Annotated in this window: 15 protein-coding genes; 7 read left to right on the plus strand and 8 right to left on the minus strand. The window is 42.5% G+C overall.

The annotated features are described in order from the left end of the window. Positions 1 to 30: 30 nt before the first annotated feature. Positions 31 to 936, minus strand: a complete 906-nt coding sequence (locus tag K1X66_00110) for a sugar kinase (protein MBX7156776.1) — start codon at positions 934 to 936, stop codon at positions 31 to 33. 21 nt (positions 937 to 957) lie between these two features. Further along, the gene (locus K1X66_00115) at positions 958 to 1,806 is read right to left on the minus strand and encodes an SDR family oxidoreductase (GenBank protein MBX7156777.1); all 849 of its coding nucleotides are present in this window, start codon (positions 1,804 to 1,806) and stop codon (positions 958 to 960) included. Between the two features lie 36 nt (positions 1,807 to 1,842). On the opposite strand from K1X66_00115, the gene K1X66_00120 reads away from it, so the two are divergent. Genes K1X66_00120 through K1X66_00140 form a run of 5 tightly spaced genes read left to right on the plus strand, consistent with a single transcriptional unit; the run spans position 1,843 to position 7,609 of the window. Then, complete coding sequence (locus K1X66_00120; protein MBX7156778.1) at positions 1,843 to 3,105, plus strand: hypothetical protein; 1,263 nt, start codon at positions 1,843 to 1,845, stop codon at positions 3,103 to 3,105. Positions 3,106 to 3,137: 32 nt separating this feature from the next. After that, positions 3,138 to 4,541 carry a UTP--glucose-1-phosphate uridylyltransferase gene (locus K1X66_00125; protein ID MBX7156779.1) on the plus strand — a complete coding sequence of 468 codons (1,404 nt, stop codon included), beginning with the start codon at positions 3,138 to 3,140 and terminating at the stop codon, positions 4,539 to 4,541. Positions 4,542 to 4,549: 8 nt separating this feature from the next. Beyond that, entirely contained in the window at positions 4,550 to 5,734 is a 1,185-nt protein-coding gene (locus K1X66_00130) for an MFS transporter (GenBank protein ID MBX7156780.1), read from the plus strand. A 45-nt stretch (positions 5,735 to 5,779) separates the two neighbouring features. Continuing rightward, positions 5,780 to 6,478 carry a tRNA (guanosine(37)-N1)-methyltransferase TrmD gene (gene trmD / locus K1X66_00135; protein ID MBX7156781.1) on the plus strand — a complete coding sequence of 233 codons (699 nt, stop codon included), beginning with the start codon at positions 5,780 to 5,782 and terminating at the stop codon, positions 6,476 to 6,478. A 3-nt stretch (positions 6,479 to 6,481) separates the two neighbouring features. Continuing rightward, entirely contained in the window at positions 6,482 to 7,609 is a 1,128-nt protein-coding gene (locus K1X66_00140; protein MBX7156782.1) for an acyltransferase, read from the plus strand. Here K1X66_00140 and K1X66_00145 read toward each other — a convergent pair. Genes K1X66_00145 through ubiA form a run of 5 tightly spaced genes read right to left on the minus strand, consistent with a single transcriptional unit; the run spans position 7,606 to position 12,036 of the window. After that, positions 7,606 to 8,241, minus strand: coding sequence for a tetratricopeptide repeat protein (locus K1X66_00145; protein ID MBX7156783.1), 636 nt, complete (start codon positions 8,239 to 8,241; stop codon positions 7,606 to 7,608). The genes K1X66_00140 and K1X66_00145 overlap by 4 nt on opposite strands. A gap of 39 nt (positions 8,242 to 8,280) precedes the next feature. Beyond that, positions 8,281 to 9,366 carry a dehypoxanthine futalosine cyclase gene (gene mqnC / locus K1X66_00150; protein MBX7156784.1) on the minus strand — a complete coding sequence of 362 codons (1,086 nt, stop codon included), beginning with the start codon at positions 9,364 to 9,366 and terminating at the stop codon, positions 8,281 to 8,283. Then, on the minus strand, positions 9,363 to 10,082 hold the full coding sequence (locus K1X66_00155; protein MBX7156785.1) for a menaquinone biosynthesis protein: 720 nt from the start codon (positions 10,080 to 10,082) through the stop codon (positions 9,363 to 9,365). Before K1X66_00155 ends, mqnC begins: the two co-directional genes overlap by 4 nt. Next, positions 10,079 to 11,200: an aminofutalosine synthase MqnE gene (gene mqnE / locus K1X66_00160; protein ID MBX7156786.1), complete on the minus strand. Its 1,122-nt coding sequence runs from the start codon at positions 11,198 to 11,200 to the stop codon at positions 10,079 to 10,081. Before mqnE ends, K1X66_00155 begins: the two co-directional genes overlap by 4 nt. Next, a complete protein-coding gene (gene ubiA, locus K1X66_00165; GenBank protein ID MBX7156787.1) occupies positions 11,188 to 12,036 on the minus strand; it encodes a putative 4-hydroxybenzoate polyprenyltransferase in 849 nt (282 codons plus the stop codon). The genes mqnE and ubiA overlap by 13 nt, the downstream gene beginning before the upstream one ends. A 103-nt stretch (positions 12,037 to 12,139) precedes the next feature. Between ubiA and K1X66_00170 the strand changes: the two genes are divergently transcribed. Both K1X66_00170 and K1X66_00175 read left to right on the plus strand, forming a co-directional pair. Continuing rightward, on the plus strand, positions 12,140 to 13,855 hold the full coding sequence (locus K1X66_00170; protein MBX7156788.1) for a proline--tRNA ligase: 1,716 nt from the start codon (positions 12,140 to 12,142) through the stop codon (positions 13,853 to 13,855). Positions 13,856 to 13,892: 37 nt separating this feature from the next. Further along, a complete protein-coding gene (locus K1X66_00175; GenBank protein MBX7156789.1) occupies positions 13,893 to 14,432 on the plus strand; it encodes a hypothetical protein in 540 nt (179 codons plus the stop codon). Position 14,433: 1 nt separating this feature from the next. On the opposite strand, the gene K1X66_00180 is transcribed toward K1X66_00175, so the two are convergent. Next, on the minus strand, positions 14,434 to 14,994 hold the full coding sequence (locus tag K1X66_00180) for a hypothetical protein (GenBank protein MBX7156790.1): 561 nt from the start codon (positions 14,992 to 14,994) through the stop codon (positions 14,434 to 14,436). Positions 14,995 to 15,048 lie beyond the last annotated feature (54 nt).

The raw sequence follows: 15,048 nt of genomic DNA on the forward strand, positions 1-15,048 counted from the left end.
GGGCAAGCGCACCGCTTGCCAACGTGCCTATCACAAACCAAACTCGCTTAATTCTCGGAACTTTTTAAACCGCTCCTGAATTTCAGATTGGGTCAACGTTTGCAAACGCCCTAAACTAAACGCCTCCACATTAAACGAAGCTAACACACTGCCAAAAATCACCGCTCGTTTCAGCTCAGCAAAAGAAAACGAATCGTTCGTCGCCAAAAAACCCAGTAATCCCCCTGCAAAACAATCGCCAGCGCCCGTCGGATCATGAATGTCTTCCAAGGGATAAGCTGGAGCAGAAAAAAATTCGCCCTGCCCAAAAAGCAAGCAACCATGCTCACCCTTTTTAATCGCCACATAACGCGGTCCCATCTGCTGCAACTGCCAACCCGCTTTAATCAAACTGGTTTGCTTCGTCAACTCGCGCGCTTCGCCGTCATTCAAAATCAACATATCGACCCGTTTCAATAACGCCTTCAAATCCTCCTGCGCCGTTTGAATCCACAAATCCATCGTATCCGCCACAACAAATCGCGGCTGCGGAACTTGATCCAACACATGCAACTGCAAAGCAGGCGCAATATTGCCCAACAAAACATAAGGCGTTTCGCGATAACCCTCCGGCAAATCCGGCCTAAATTTCTCAAACACATTCAACTCCACCGACAACGTGCGACGAATATTCAAATCCCATTCATACTCCCCCGACCAAGCGAAAGTCTTACCCTTAGCGCGTTGCAACCCTAATAAATCCACACCCCGCCTCTCAAAAAGCTCCAAATAATCCACAGGAAAATCTTCACCCACAATCCCCACCATCTTAACCGGCGAAAAAAAACTGGCCGCCACCGCCGCATAAGAAGCCGACCCGCCTAACATACGATCATGATTTTCCAACGGCGTCTTCACTGAATCCAACGCCACCGAACCCGCTACTAAAATACTCATATTATTATTCATAAAAAAAATTTAGTTATCCGGCAAGCAAACATAACCCTCACGATAAGTGGGATAGGCAGGTTGCCAGCCGAGTTGACGCATTTTGGTGTTGTTCACGCGCTTATGGGTGGAAGGTTCGGGAGCGAGCTGGATCCAGGAAGGAATCGGCATTTGCCATTGATCGGCGCACCATGCGATAATTTGATGCAAAGGCACTGGCTCATTATCGCATCCATTAAAAATGCCTCTTTTTTGTTTTTGGATTAAGCAATCGATTGCTGTGACAATGTCGTCGCGATGAATGTGGTTGATCCAACGATTCGGCATTTCTTGATTTTGCTGAAGCGATTGTTTGATGTTCGATATCATGCGCATACGATTCGGACCATAAATGCCCGCTAATCTCAAAACCGCGCCTTGACGCGTTAAAACTTGTTGCTCGGTCGCGCGCAAAATGTTGCCCGTTTCCGTTTGAGGATTTGCTTCGCTTTGTTCTGTCACCCATTCACCCTGATTTTGCGGATAAACTGAAGTCGACGAGGTAAAGATAAGAAAATTTTTTTCGGAAAGATAGTTCATGGCATGAATCATACCTCGCCGATAAACTTGCTCATAAATTTGAGCTTCCCCTCGCCCAGCAGCGGCGCAATAAAGCGCTGCAGAAAATGAAGAAGGTTGAAAATGGGTCACAAACTGTTGCCAACTTTCCTCTTTAGCAACATCGCCTACATAGGGTCGAACCCCTAAAGATTGCAAAATTTCAGCTGAATTTTCGGTGTGAATCCAGCCGGTTACTTTCCAGTTTTTTTCAAGAAAAAATTTAGCCACTGCTTGCCCCACGTAGCCGCAACCGATGATTAAGAGTTTTTTGTCTTCCATTTTCCACAATAAGCTTTAGCACCATGACAAAAACTTTTGAATCTCTCATTTTTTCTTCCCTTACTTCAGATTGTCCCCGCGTTAGTTGGGCTTTATTGGATTGCGGCCTCATTAGGCATGCATGAAAATCAAACGGTTTTTGTAGCTTTGGGTGTTGGCGCTTTTATCAATGCTAATTGGCCAACGCATCGGTTGAAAATATGGATCAGCACGGGCTGCGCTGTCTGGTTTTTGCGCAATCCCAAATTTTTCTTTTATTGGTTAGGCGCAGTGAGCGTTATTTATTTTGTGCGTAATCGACGAGGCCTCGTTTTGTTGTTCGGATTTCTTTTTATTTTCTTCTGGCCTAAATTCATTTTTTATGTGGCCTACCGTCAACCCGCTTGGCACAGCTGGCTCGATGCTTCGGCTTTGGCATTTCTTTTTCTAGGCGGTCTTTATTACTGGCGCGAAAAGCGTAATGAACGCATCCAACCCTTTTCTTTCTCGCAATGGTTAGGCTATTTTCTTTTCCCTTCCAATCCTTTGAATCCCATTAATATGGCGCCATCCGACTTTGCAGATCGCCAGCAAAATGCTATCCCTTACCGCGCAGCCTGGCAGGCCTTAGGGTTAGTGGCCTGCAAAGCGGCAGCCATTAAACTCATTCATTATTACGGTGACGGTTTTTTATATAAACAATGGCCTGTAGAAACTTTTCCCGAAAAATGGTTTGGATTGTCTCGATGGGAAATCTGGATCATGCTGAGTTTTACTTATATTCATTATGCTTTATGGCTTTCCGCTACCGCAGATGTGGTGGTGTGTTTGGCACGATTTTTCGGGTTAAATTTATTTTATAACTACCGTTGGGCATTGCTCGCATGGAATCCGGTAGAGTTATGGAGACGCTGGGCGATTTATAATCGTCGCTTGTTACTTAAACAGGTTTATTTTCCTTTAGGCGGACGAACACGTCATGTTTACCGCAACATTTTACTTACTTTTTTAGCAAGCGCTTTGATTTTACACACAGGCTGGATCGGCTCTCGTTATTTGACGGTGGGCAATGATATGGTCTGGCTTTATAGCGCTTATTTTTTGATGCAAGGGTTAGCTGTTTGCGTGTGCGTAGAATTCTGGCATTGGAACGGGAAAGATCCGAGTAGCGATCGTCAACTCCGTTGGAGTTGGGGTCGAGTCGCAACTACCCTTCTCACTCAAGGTTATGCGGCTTGGGTGCATCTTCTCATTCTCTGCCCTTATGGAACACCTTGGTCAACGCGAGTTAAAGCAATGTTTTATGCGCTGGGATTTTAAAATTTCACTTTTATAATTAGGCACTTCGACAAATGGATTCCGAAACTTTATTTTTAGCGTTTGAAAAAAAAATGCAGGTGGCAGGCGTTCGCGCTTCAGCCATCGCTACATTTCGTCGTAATTTTTTTCTTCTTTTAGAAGGCCAAACCGGTTTTATTCCTGAAAATTCCTTGCAAGCAATCGGTTCGCTCCCCCGCTGGGAAAAATTGGATGAATCGCAATCAGCTAAAGAACTTTTGCCTCAAACGGTTATTCTCAAATTAAACGGCGGTTTGGGAACGAGCATGGGATTAGCCCAGGCAAAATCGCTTCTTCCTATTAAAGAAAAAGAAACTTTTTTGGATTTTATCGTTCAACAATTTCTTGCTTTAAAAAAAGTTTATGGCGTTTCTGCTGGCTTACAATTTTTGAACAGTTTTAGCACGAGTGCTGACACTTTAGCTTTTCTTAAAAAATATCCTGAATTAGGCGATTTCACAAAGCTGGAACTCATGCAAAATAAAGTGCCTAAAATTGATGCAACCACTTTTCACCCTGCTCAATCTTTATCTCATCCTGATTTGGAATGGTGTCCGCCGGGACATGGCGATTTGTATGCTGTGTTGTGGGATTCGGGACGATTAAATGAATGGATTGAAAAAGGATTTCGTTATCTTTTTATTTCCAATGCGGACAATATTGGCGCTACACTTGATTTAAAATTGCTAAAGTATTTCGCTCAAAGCCAGCTTCCCTTTTTGATGGAGGTGACACCACGAACTGAAATTGATCGAAAAGGCGGTCATTTATGTCGCGATCAAAAAACGGGTGGGTTACGTTTGCGAGAATTAGCTCAATGCCCTCAAACCGATCTCGCTTTTTTTCAAGATATTGAACGTCATGCTTTTTTTAATACTAACAATTTGTGGGTGAATCTTTTGGCTCTGCGCGATCAACTCGAACAACAAGGCGGCTTCTTACCACTGCCTTTTATCCAAAACCGTAAAACACTCGATCCTAAAGATAAAGCATCACCCATTGTCATACAGCTAGAAACTGCGGTTGGTGCAGCCATGGAATGTTTTCCTCAAGCCAACGCTATCGTTGTGCCGAGGTCTCGATTTGCCCCGGTAAAAACCACTTCTGATCTCTTAATTTTGCGTTCTGATCTTTATGAGGTAGATTCTTTCTATCAATTAAAACTGAATAACGCTTGTAAAGGAAGACTGCCTGTGATCACGCTCGATAAAGATTATTACCAAATGATTGACCATTTTGATGCTTATTTTTTCTCTGGCGCGCCTTCTTTAAAACAATGCCAAAGCTTAACTCTTCGCGGTCCGATTCGGTTTGAGCCAGGCGTCTGTTTTGAAGGTCATGTGACCATCACCAATCCCACTACTCAACCTAAACGGCTAAAATCCGGGCATTATTCCAATCAACAAATCACATTATAAGTTTTTTCATGAATGTGACGGAAAAAACTTATTTTTGGGAAAAATGGCGAGCGCTTTCTAGTGGCGCGATTGAAACAGCCGGCTCTACTTTTCTTCTTTTAATTGCTGTTCGCCATTTCGAAGCCAATGCTTGGGCCAAAGGCATTTTGGCAACCGGAATTAATATTGGTCTTTTCTTTTCGCCTCTTATTCTTTCCTTTACAGCGCAATCACAAGAAAAAACTTCGCGCGTGGCTTCCTATCTCGCTGCATTAAGCAGTTTCAATTTTTTGCTCGCAGCGCTCTTCCCCACGCTGCCTTTATACGTGATCGCTTCCACGTTAGCAATGGCTTGCGGTTCGTCGGCGGTTCCTTTAATGACTCAGGTTTATCAAGACAACTATCCTCAAGGATCACAAGGCCGCCTTTTTTCTATCACTTTTTCCATTCGCGTTTTATCAGCCATGATTTTCAGTTATTTAGGCGGACGATTTTTGGAAGGCGCTTTAGATCGATTTCGTTGGCTACTACTCTTCTTTGCTGCAGCTTTTGCTTTTGCGAGTTTTTGTCTTCGCCAATGCCCCTCTTCGCCTTTACGACAATCGGCAACTTTTCATCCTTTAGCAGCCATGCGTTTTTTAAAACAAGACACTATTTTTCGACGCACTTTAATGAGTTGGATGCTGATGGGTTTTGGCAATTTAATGATCCTGCCCCTACGTGTGGAATATCTGGCCAACGCCAAATACGGTTTAAAACTTAGCGCCTTTATGGTCGCACTTTTAGTTGGTGTGATTCCTAATTTTACACGCTTATCTACTAGCCCACTTTGGGGGCGATGGTTTGATCGCTTACCCTTTCTCAAACTTCGGTTTATTTTAAGTTTCTGTTTTATTGCTTCGACTCTTACTTTTTATTTGATTCACGACGTAACAGCTTTGGTAATTGGCGCCGCTATTTTTGGCATCGCCCAAGCAGGTGGCGATATCGGTTGGAGCTTATGGGTTATCAAACTCGCTCCACCGCAACATGCTGCAGAATATATGTCCGTTCACACTTTCTTCACAGGTATTCGTGGAATGATTGCTCCATTTGTAGCCTTCGCACTTTTACCTCAATTCACCCCTCCAATCATTGCTCTGATGGCAGCCAGTTTAATGGCGTTAGGCGCAGCCTTGCTTCTTCCTGAATTGAAAAAAGTTTCCTCTTCATAAATTAACTCGTCTCCCAGATTTCTTGCGCTAAAAAATAAAAATATGATTCAGGTCGATGTCGTAACTCTTTTTCCTGAAATCGTGTATGGTGCTTTGGATGCCAGCATGATGAAACGAGCCCAAACGGCTGGTCATTTAAAATTACAACTACACCAACTGCGCCAATTTGCTATCGATAAACATGGCACAGTCGATGATAAACCTTATGGGGGTGGCGCTGGTATGGTGATGCGTTGCGAACCGATTTTTGATGCTGTGGAAACAATTCTGGGCAAAGCATTCTCCGAAGTGCCACGCATTTTATTATGTCCTCAAGGCAAACCTTTTGATCAAGCTAAGGCTTCCGAATTATCAAAGCTGCCTCGCTTCCTGCTAATCTGTGGTCATTACGAAGGAGTAGATGAGCGAGTTCGACAGCATCTTGCCACCGATGAAATTTCTTTAGGCGATTACGTGATTACTAACGGCGCTTTAGCTGCTGCAGTAGTCATTGATGCGGTGACACGCCTGATTCCTGGCGTCTTGGGCGACGAGCAATCAGCGAGTGAAGAATCCTATTCGCAAGCGCTTTTGGAATATCCGCATTATACCCGCCCTCCCAATTTTCGTGATCATCACGTTCCAGAAATTTTACTTTCCGGCCATCACGCAGCCATTGCACAATGGCGCGTAGAACAAGCTCGCTTAAGAACGCAGGCAAAACGTCCTGATTTACTATCTCAAAAGACATCGTCCAATTTTTAATTTATGGTTCCCTCTCAAACTGAGGCTTCTTTAGGAGTCATCCCTCGCTCGCGTTATCAACCTCAACTGGATGGTTTGCGAGCAGTCGCTGTCTTAGTGATCCTGTTAGATCACAATTACACTCCTGTGGCCGAGTTTTTGCATTTGGGTCTTTTAGGTGTCAGACTTTTTTTTGTGATGAGCGGTTATCTGATTACCCACACACTTTTAGGATTAAGAAAAAAAATAGAGGCTCGCTCTCTTCTATTAACAAGTGCCTTTACTGATTTTTATGCGCGTCGCTTTCTCCGTATTCTACCGGCTTATTATGTTGCGATCGCTTTGGGTGTGATTCTGGGTTTTCCTCAAGTGCAAGGGTCATTGATATGGCCATTAACTTTTTTGACCAATTTTTGGATTTCCCTACGTGGCGAATGGCCTCCAATGGTTTCACATTTTTGGTCCATTGCTGTGCAAGAACAATTTTACTTGTTATGGCCTTGTATCATTTTAATTGTTTCACGAACTTATTTGTGGGCAACTATGATTGGCTTTGTCTTAAGCGCTTTAATCTTCCGCGCGACTTGCATCACATGGGAAATTCCTTTAATTACGCGCTGGGTTTTACCCTTTGGCTGTCTCGATTCGCTGGTAATTGGCGCCATGATTAGCTACGCCAAACAAACTTGGCAACCAACCCGCTATCATTTCTGGATTAAATCTAAAGGAGCGGTTGCGGCAGCCATTCTTTGCATTGTAACCGCTCATTTTTTAAGAGGCGGCAATCCCGAAACTCCGCTCATTGCAATGAAAGAAACTTTAGAAGCCCTGGCCTTAGCCTGTTTTTTAGCTTATGCCGTCGACGGTTTTTCCGGATGGTTGGGCAAATGTTTAGCCAATCCTGTTTTGGTTTCTATGGGAAGAATGAGTTACGGCATTTATCTTTATCACGTTCTTATTTTAGCAGGTCTTAAACCTTTCTTAACTCCACTACTTTCAGCACTACCTAAATACGAATGGATACAAGCCGTGATTCTTTGTTTTGCCACTTGGAGTGTTGCTGCATTATCGTGGTATGGATTAGAAAATCCTATGAGCCAATTAAGAAAATATTTTATTACTACAACCGATAAAAATTCTAAAAAACTTTAACTCGATTTTTTTTCGGATTCCAATCGCTTGAGCTGTTCTGCCGCAAAATTGCGCCACACGCTCTGGGGGTAAGCAGCGGGAATGCTTTCATACGTTTGTTTAGCCTGTGCTTTCATTCCTTGCCTTTCATAAACCTGACCTACCGCCAGGCGCGCTTCCGCCGCCCGATACGATTGAGGAAATTGTTCAAATACCTTTTTGTATTGAGCCAACGCCAAGTCTAATTCTCCCTTTGCTTCATAAACGGCTCCCAACCCCATCAAGGCATTTGGCGCAAAATCGTGCTGAGGAAAAAGCTGCAAAAATTTTGTATAAGCATTGATTGCTTTATCCCATTTTTGATCGTAGTAAAATTTTCCACCCATAAAAAGCAACGCCTGAGCCGAAGCCGGTGTGCCCGGATATTGATCCACTACCTTTTGCAAATCTTCCGTAGTTTCTTGTACATCAAAAAATTGCTGTGCCTTGGTATTGAGCGACGCCTTAGTCACACGCGCATAAGTATAAAAAATAGCAGCAGCCAATCCGACAAAAATAAGTGCAATAATCCATAACTTATATTTTTCCCAGAAAAAACTTCCTTCCAGATCTTCCAAATGGACTGCAGCTTCTTTTTTAGGTGTCGAACTCATAAAGCAACGTTATGAATGGCAATTCTCCACGAGGCAAGTCTAATTCAGCAATCGATACCAATTATCGCGTTGATGCGGTTCGTAATCCATTTCGCTAATTAACCGTTTCATTTCATCTGCGTTTAAGCGAAATGTGGTGCCCGCACTCGAAACCACATTTTCTTCCATCATCACTGACCCAAAATCGTTGGCGCCAAATTGTAACGCAATTTGACCAATCTGCGGTCCTTGCGTGACCCAAGAGGATTGAACGTTATCAAAATTATCGAGGAAAATTCGGCTCAAAGCTTGCATGCGAAGATATTCGTGAGAACCCACAGGTTGCGCTTTCAATTTGGTATGATCCGGTTGAAAGGTCCAACAAATAAATGCTGTAAAACCACCCGTTTTATCTTGTTGATCTCGTAGCTTAGCCAAATGCTCCAAACGATCTTCAACCGTTTCCACATGACCGAACATCATAGTCGCACTGGAATTCAATCCTAACCCATGCGCAATATCCATCACGCGCAACCAATTCTCTGAATCACATTTTAATGGCGCAATACGTTGTCGCACACGATCCACCAAAATTTCGCCACCACCGCCCGGAATCGAACCCAAACCCGCTTCTTTGAACAAACGAATGACCTCTTCTAATGGCAACTGGAACACTTCGGCAAAATGATTAAATTCCGGCGGTGAAAAACCATGAATATTAATCGCAGGAAAATGTGTTTTAATATAACGCAATAAATCCAGATAATAATCCAAATTTAATTTGGGATGATGTCCGCCCTGCATCAAAATTTGTGTTCCCCCGATTTCAACTAGTTCCTGAATTTTTTCGCCGATTTGTTCCGGGCTTAACACATAATGGTCATCGTCTTTTTCCGTGCGATAAAAAGCGCAAAATTTACAGTAGACATTACAAACATTGGTATAATTAATATTGCGATCAATAATATAAGTCACAATGCGATCGCCGCGACCTTCATAAGCGTTTTCTTTTTTTTGACGTTTTCTTTCCGAGGCCAAAAAACCCAACTCCGGCAAAGACAAATCATAGAGCGATCGCGCTTCAGAAACAGTGATGCGATCGCCCGCTAGCACTTTATCTCGAATCTCGGTAATTGACGCAATCATAACCAATGCAAAGCCAAACGTTCTTTTATTAATCCTAACGATAATAGCTCTTCTTGAAATCGCAAAATTGCCTTTTTTTCAAGCACTCCCAACTCGTAAGAAATATTTTTCTTTAAATAAATTTCTTCCTCAATACTTGCCGTATATTTCTCGACCTGTTTGACTCCTTTTTCTTTTGTCTCTCTTAATCTTTCTGCCAACGCTTGTTTTTCTTGAAATTCAGAACGAATTGCCCAAACCGCAAACACAAAAGGAAGTTGACGTTTTTGATACCAAGCCTGCGCCAAATCCAAAACAGGCGTTTGCGGATAATTTTTGCGAAAATTTAAAGCTCGATCACCAATCATGAGTTGCGCTTCAAACTTTTCTTCCGGTTCGACCCATTGCGCCTTAAAATTCAAATCTTTTTCCAGTATAATTTTTGCCAGTGCTACAGAAGTTTTCGATTCAATATCCGTAGCGATACGAACTTTTTCATGCAAAGGATAAGTTAAAAAAACAGATTTCACCTCCCGCTCACTGCCAATGGCGCATCCTTCCACTATCTCATAATTGGGCCATTCCAACACTTCCAAAATTGGAACCAGAGCGGCATCCAACTCTCCCCTTCTCAAACACTCAGCCAGACGCGAAGGCACTTCATAAATCACCGCATCCAACCCTTCGGTTAAAGGTTTGGCATTTAAATAAGGGACGGATCCAACACGAGCTTTCACGCGGCAACAACTTCTTTGTTCGGTTCCCTTCCCACTAACCGATAAAAACTATCGCGTTGACGCGGCTCTCGACCCGTTTCTTGAATCAATTGCCTTAATTTACTTTCCGTCAATGCCTGGGGACTCGACGCACCAGCCATATGAAAAATTTTTTCTTCCATAATGGTTCCATGCAAATCATCAGCCCCATAACTTAATGCCACTTGCGCTAAAGAAACGCCAAACCCAATCCAATAAGCCGTGACATGCGGAATATTATCCAAATAAAGACGACACACCGCCAAATTTTTCAGATCTTCGTAACCTGAAGTTTTTTGCACATACGACAACTCATTATCCTCAGGTTGAAAAGGCAATGGAATAAATCCTGTAAACCCGCCCGTTTCATCTTGAAGTCGACGCAGTCGATGTAAATGATCAACACGCTGCTTTTTATTTTCCACATGACCATATAACATCGTACACGTACTGCGCCCCTCCATTTCATGCCAAATACGATGCACCTCCAACCATTCTTCAGCCGTCTCCTTCCCACGACAAATCTTATCACGAATCACAGGATCAAAAATTTCTGCTCCTCCGCCCGTTAACGAACCCAAACCATGCTCACGCAGAATTGCTAAAGTTTCGCGAATCGATTTTTTGGCTACCCGCTCCGCCAAATGACGAATCTCGATTGCTGTAAAGATTTTTAAATGCAACTCAAAAGAAACCGATTTTAAAGCACGCAACATTTCCAAATAATAATTCCAAGATAAAGTGGGATGCAGCCCACCCACAATATGCAATTCCGTCGCTCCTTCTTTTACAGCTTCTTCAGCCATCTTGACCATTTCATCAATGGCATATTCAAAAGCGCCTGGCTCACGCTTTTTCCGAGCAAAAGAGCAAAATTGACAACTCAAAATGCAAATATTGGAATAATTAATGTAACGATTTTTGAGATAAGTCGCAATATTGCCATTTTTTCTAACCCGCACTGCGTTCGCTAAAAAACCTAAAACTTGAAGATCATTGCAATCGTATAATTGCAACGCTTCTTCGGGATTTAAACGTTGTTGAGAAAAAATCTTCTCCGCCACTTTTTCCAAACCCGCCTGTCGAATCAACTTTTCCATAATTCAAAAATAACGCTCAACAATAAAACACAACCCACGAACGCGTTGACTTGAAAAAAAGCTAAATTAATTTTTTTCACATCGCCACTACGTGCCAAACTATGTTCAAACCATAAAGCCATACCGATCAAACTCCATCCTATCCAATATCTCCAACCCAAGTCAGAAAGCAAACCGAAACCCGCAAGAGTGGCCCAAGCTAACCCATGCAAAAATTGAGCCAATCGAAACGCAGCTAGATTACCATAACGCACGGGAAAAGAATAAAGTCCCGCCTTTTTATCAAAAACCGTGTCCTGGGTGGCATAAATCAAATCAAAGCCAAAAACCCACAACAAAACGGCCAAAGACAAAATCCAAGGCTGCCAAGTTAATAAAGAACCCGTCACACCTGCCCAAGCCCCCATCGGAGCAGTCGCAAGAGCTAAGCCTAAAAAAAAATGAGAAAAAGCCGTAAAACGTTTGGTTAACGAATAAAAAAAAATCAAAAAAACTGCCACAGGCGAAAGTAAAAGACATAATAAATTCAATCGCCAAGTTCCGAAAACAAAAATCAACAATGCGCTACAGACCAATACCCGCGCCCATCGTTTTGAAACCAAGCGATGTCTCCCTTCCGTGCGAGGATTCTGTTTATCCCACTCCCAATCTGCGCACCGATTAAAAGCCATCGCTGCTGTTCGAGCAGAAACCAAGCACACTAAAATCCAAATAATAACCGAAAATGCTGGCAATCCATTTGCTGCCACCAACATTGCCACCAAAGCAAAAGGCAAAGCAAAAACAGTGTGCGAAAAACGAACAAAGCTGAGGATGTTTTTTACTTTTTGAAGCACGACTCAATTTAAAGTAAGAAATTAAAAGTGAGAAGTGAGAAGTAGAAAGGATGAGGTTTGACTTCTTAATGCTTAATTCCTAATTCTTAATGCCTATTTTAATATGCGTTGGTCACAACTCCTTATTCCCACCTTGCGTGAAGCTCCGGCGGATGCCGAAATTGCAAGCCATCGTTTACTTTTGCGCGCAGGCTTAGCGCGAAAGTTAGCGGGTGGCATTTATACCTTTTTGCCATTAGGACTTCGCGTGTTAAGAAAAATTGAAACCATTACCCGCGAAGAAATGAATCGCGCTGGCGCTCAAGAATTGCTCATGCCGGCTTTGCAACCTGTAGAACTTTGGAAGCGTGGCCCACGCTATGTCGCGGCAAAACCGGTCATGTTTCGCGCACAAGGTTTCGAAGAAAAAAAAGAGGAGGAATCCGAATTGGTCTTGGGCCCAACTCATGAAGAAGTCATTACCGATCTCGTTGCCACCAACCTCAATTCTTACCGTCATTTGCCTAAAACGTTTTACCAAATCCAAACCAAGTTTCGTAATGAAATTCGTCCCCGCTTTGGTTTGATGCGCGCTAAAGAGTTCAGCATGAAAGATGCTTATAGTTTTGATGCCACGGACGAGGCGGCCACGGTTTCCTATCAAAAAATGTATCAAGCTTATGAACGAATTTTTGCCCGCATAGGGCTAAAAGCGATGGTGGTGGAAGCTGACACAGGCGTCATGGGAGGAAGTTTTTCGCACGAATTTTCCGTCCCTTGCTCTGTTGGCGAAAGTGAAATTGTTTTTACTGAAGACGCTTCCTATGCAGCGGCTATTGAAAAAGCAGTCAGCCTGGCCCACCCTCGCGATAATCCCACGCAATCTTTATCTCTCGAAAAATTCGCAACTCCCGATGTTGTAACGATTGAAGATTTAACTCAAAAACATGCCGTCGCAGCTCGTGATCAAATCAAAACTTTAGTTTATCTTTGTGATGAAAAATTAAATATTTTCTTAATTCGTGGTGATCATTCTTTGAATGAAGCCAAAGTTGGCGCACTTGGTTTCAATGAATACCGACCTGCGACCGCCCAAGAAATTCAACAAGCGCTAGGCGCTAATCCGGGAAGTTTAGGTGCAACGGGCAATATCAAAAAACAAATTCATCAAATTTTTGCTGATGAAACGCTTCAAAACCAAAAAGGCATGGTCACGGGCGCTAATGAAGATGGATTTCATCTCAAAAATGTCGACGTTGTTCGTGATATTTCTGTAGATCGTTTTTGCTCTCTAAGAACTGTCCTTGAAGGCGAAAAATCTTTGGAAGGAAAACCATTAGCTATTCAACGCGCTATTGAAGTCGGCCACGTTTTTAAACTCGGAACAAAATATAGCGAAGCGCTTGGCGCTAACTTTTTAGATGCTCAAGGAAAAAGTCAACTCATGGTCATGGGTTGCTACGGAATCGGTGTCACACGCTCTTTGCAGGCTGTGATTGAACAAAATCATGACGATAATGGCATCCTTTGGCCTACCGCTATCGCGCCTTTTCCCGTTGTTATTACGCTATTAGACCAAACCTTACTCGCTGATGCAGAAATTTTACAAAAAGAATTAAGCAATCACGGTATTGATTCCTTATTAGATGACCGAGATGAAAGACCTGGAATTAAATTTAAAGATGCCGATTTAGTCGGATTTCCCATTCGGATAACTGTTGGAGAAAAATCCAAAAAAGCAGGCGGTGTCGAAATGAAACTGCGCCACCAAAAAGAAAGCAAAATTCTTTCTCTAACCGAAACTGTTGCTTGGGCTGCTGATTATTTAAAAGAAAAATAAACTGGCAATTTCAATAAGATAAAATAAATTGGATGATATGAGATCGCTTTATCTCATCATTGCCCTCTTTTCTTTATCGGCCAGTCTTCACGCCGATTTATTGCAGAATCTTTATGATCCCAATCGTCAAATTGATCGCAATAAAACAAGCACTTTAGCGCAACGCGCGTTTCATGCGAAAAATTTTTCCTTCAATCATTCTGCTTTATTTTTCAATAAATCCCTATCCTTCGATCAATCGGCTAAGACCGAACGTTTTACTTGGAGTAAAACACCCTATTTTGCTAATAAAAAATTTGAAAAAACTTTACCCTCTTCTCTCTGGGCTGAGCGTCCTAATACTATGAAACTTTCCACTTTTGCCTGGCAAGACAAGACATTTTCTTCCGGAGAGCCTTATGAAACCCAATCAGCCAATGCTTTTTCCTTCAAAGAAGCTCCGGGATTTTCAGGAAAATATCCTGTGAATGATTATCGAGGTAATTTACCAGTAAACGTTTCTCGCTCTCTTCAAATAAAAAAAGAAAAAGCATTAACGATCGAAGAAATCAAAGAAATTCTTAACAAAAACAAATAAGCTAACCGCTTTTCATCACCCAATTGGTGCTTGCCACAAAATCGGAATAATTGGCTAACACAGCTTCCATTTGATAAGTGCCTGCTTGCGGTTTTTCTTTCCATCGACTTAGTGGCACATCGACCCAAAAAACAAGCCGTTCTCCAGGCATGACCATAGAAGTGCCAATAGCTTGGATAAAACGTTTTCCAGTAGACCATCGATACACTTCTTTCCCCTTCTTTTCGCGAAATACAACTTCAACACGCTGAGCATCTGGAAAAGAAAGTGTTTTGGGACGCTTGGCTTGGCTTATCACGACAATACCGGCTTTGATCGTAGGCAAAGATTGATCATTTTCTAAAATGACTGGCGAAGGCTCAATAATGGCGCTGACTTGAAAATCCTCTCGACGAATTTCATTAACCCGACGGACCCGTTCCGGATCACCAGCAAAAATATCAAACCGTTTACCCGGTACATAAGGCTGTAATCGATTACTATCCTTACTAGGATTTGCATCAAAAGCTGACAAACCTATCCACAAAACCAAACCACTTAATCCTCCAAACTTGCGCATCATTTAAAAATCTTATGAGAAAGATTTTTTTTTGCATTACTTTTCCAAAAAATCTTA

The sequence above is a fragment of the Verrucomicrobiia bacterium genome (assembly GCA_019694135.1).
Taxonomy (GTDB): Bacteria; Verrucomicrobiota; Verrucomicrobiia; order JADLBR01; family JAIBCM01; genus JAIBCM01.

What these genes read in the sequence shown, in the direction of transcription:
- K1X66_00170 (MBX7156788.1), top strand. Translation starts at nt 12,140, where the DNA reads ATGCGTTGGTCACAACTCCTTATTCCCACCTTGCGTGAAGCTCCGGCG.
- K1X66_00110 (MBX7156776.1), bottom strand. Translation starts at nt 936, where the DNA reads ATGAGTATTTTAGTAGCGGGTTCGGTGGCGTTGGATTCAGTGAAGACG.
- mqnC (MBX7156784.1), bottom strand. Translation starts at nt 9,366, where the DNA reads ATGATTGCGTCAATTACCGAGATTCGAGATAAAGTGCTAGCGGGCGAT.
- K1X66_00130 (MBX7156780.1), top strand. Translation starts at nt 4,550, where the DNA reads ATGAATGTGACGGAAAAAACTTATTTTTGGGAAAAATGGCGAGCGCTT.
- K1X66_00125 (MBX7156779.1), top strand. Translation starts at nt 3,138, where the DNA reads ATGGATTCCGAAACTTTATTTTTAGCGTTTGAAAAAAAAATGCAGGTG.
- K1X66_00115 (MBX7156777.1), bottom strand. Translation starts at nt 1,806, where the DNA reads ATGGAAGACAAAAAACTCTTAATCATCGGTTGCGGCTACGTGGGGCAA.
- K1X66_00140 (MBX7156782.1), top strand. Translation starts at nt 6,482, where the DNA reads ATGGTTCCCTCTCAAACTGAGGCTTCTTTAGGAGTCATCCCTCGCTCG.
- K1X66_00145 (MBX7156783.1), bottom strand. Translation starts at nt 8,241, where the DNA reads ATGAGTTCGACACCTAAAAAAGAAGCTGCAGTCCATTTGGAAGATCTG.
- K1X66_00180 (MBX7156790.1), bottom strand. Translation starts at nt 14,994, where the DNA reads ATGATGCGCAAGTTTGGAGGATTAAGTGGTTTGGTTTTGTGGATAGGT.
- mqnE (MBX7156786.1), bottom strand. Translation starts at nt 11,200, where the DNA reads ATGGAAAAGTTGATTCGACAGGCGGGTTTGGAAAAAGTGGCGGAGAAG.
- K1X66_00175 (MBX7156789.1), top strand. Translation starts at nt 13,893, where the DNA reads ATGAGATCGCTTTATCTCATCATTGCCCTCTTTTCTTTATCGGCCAGT.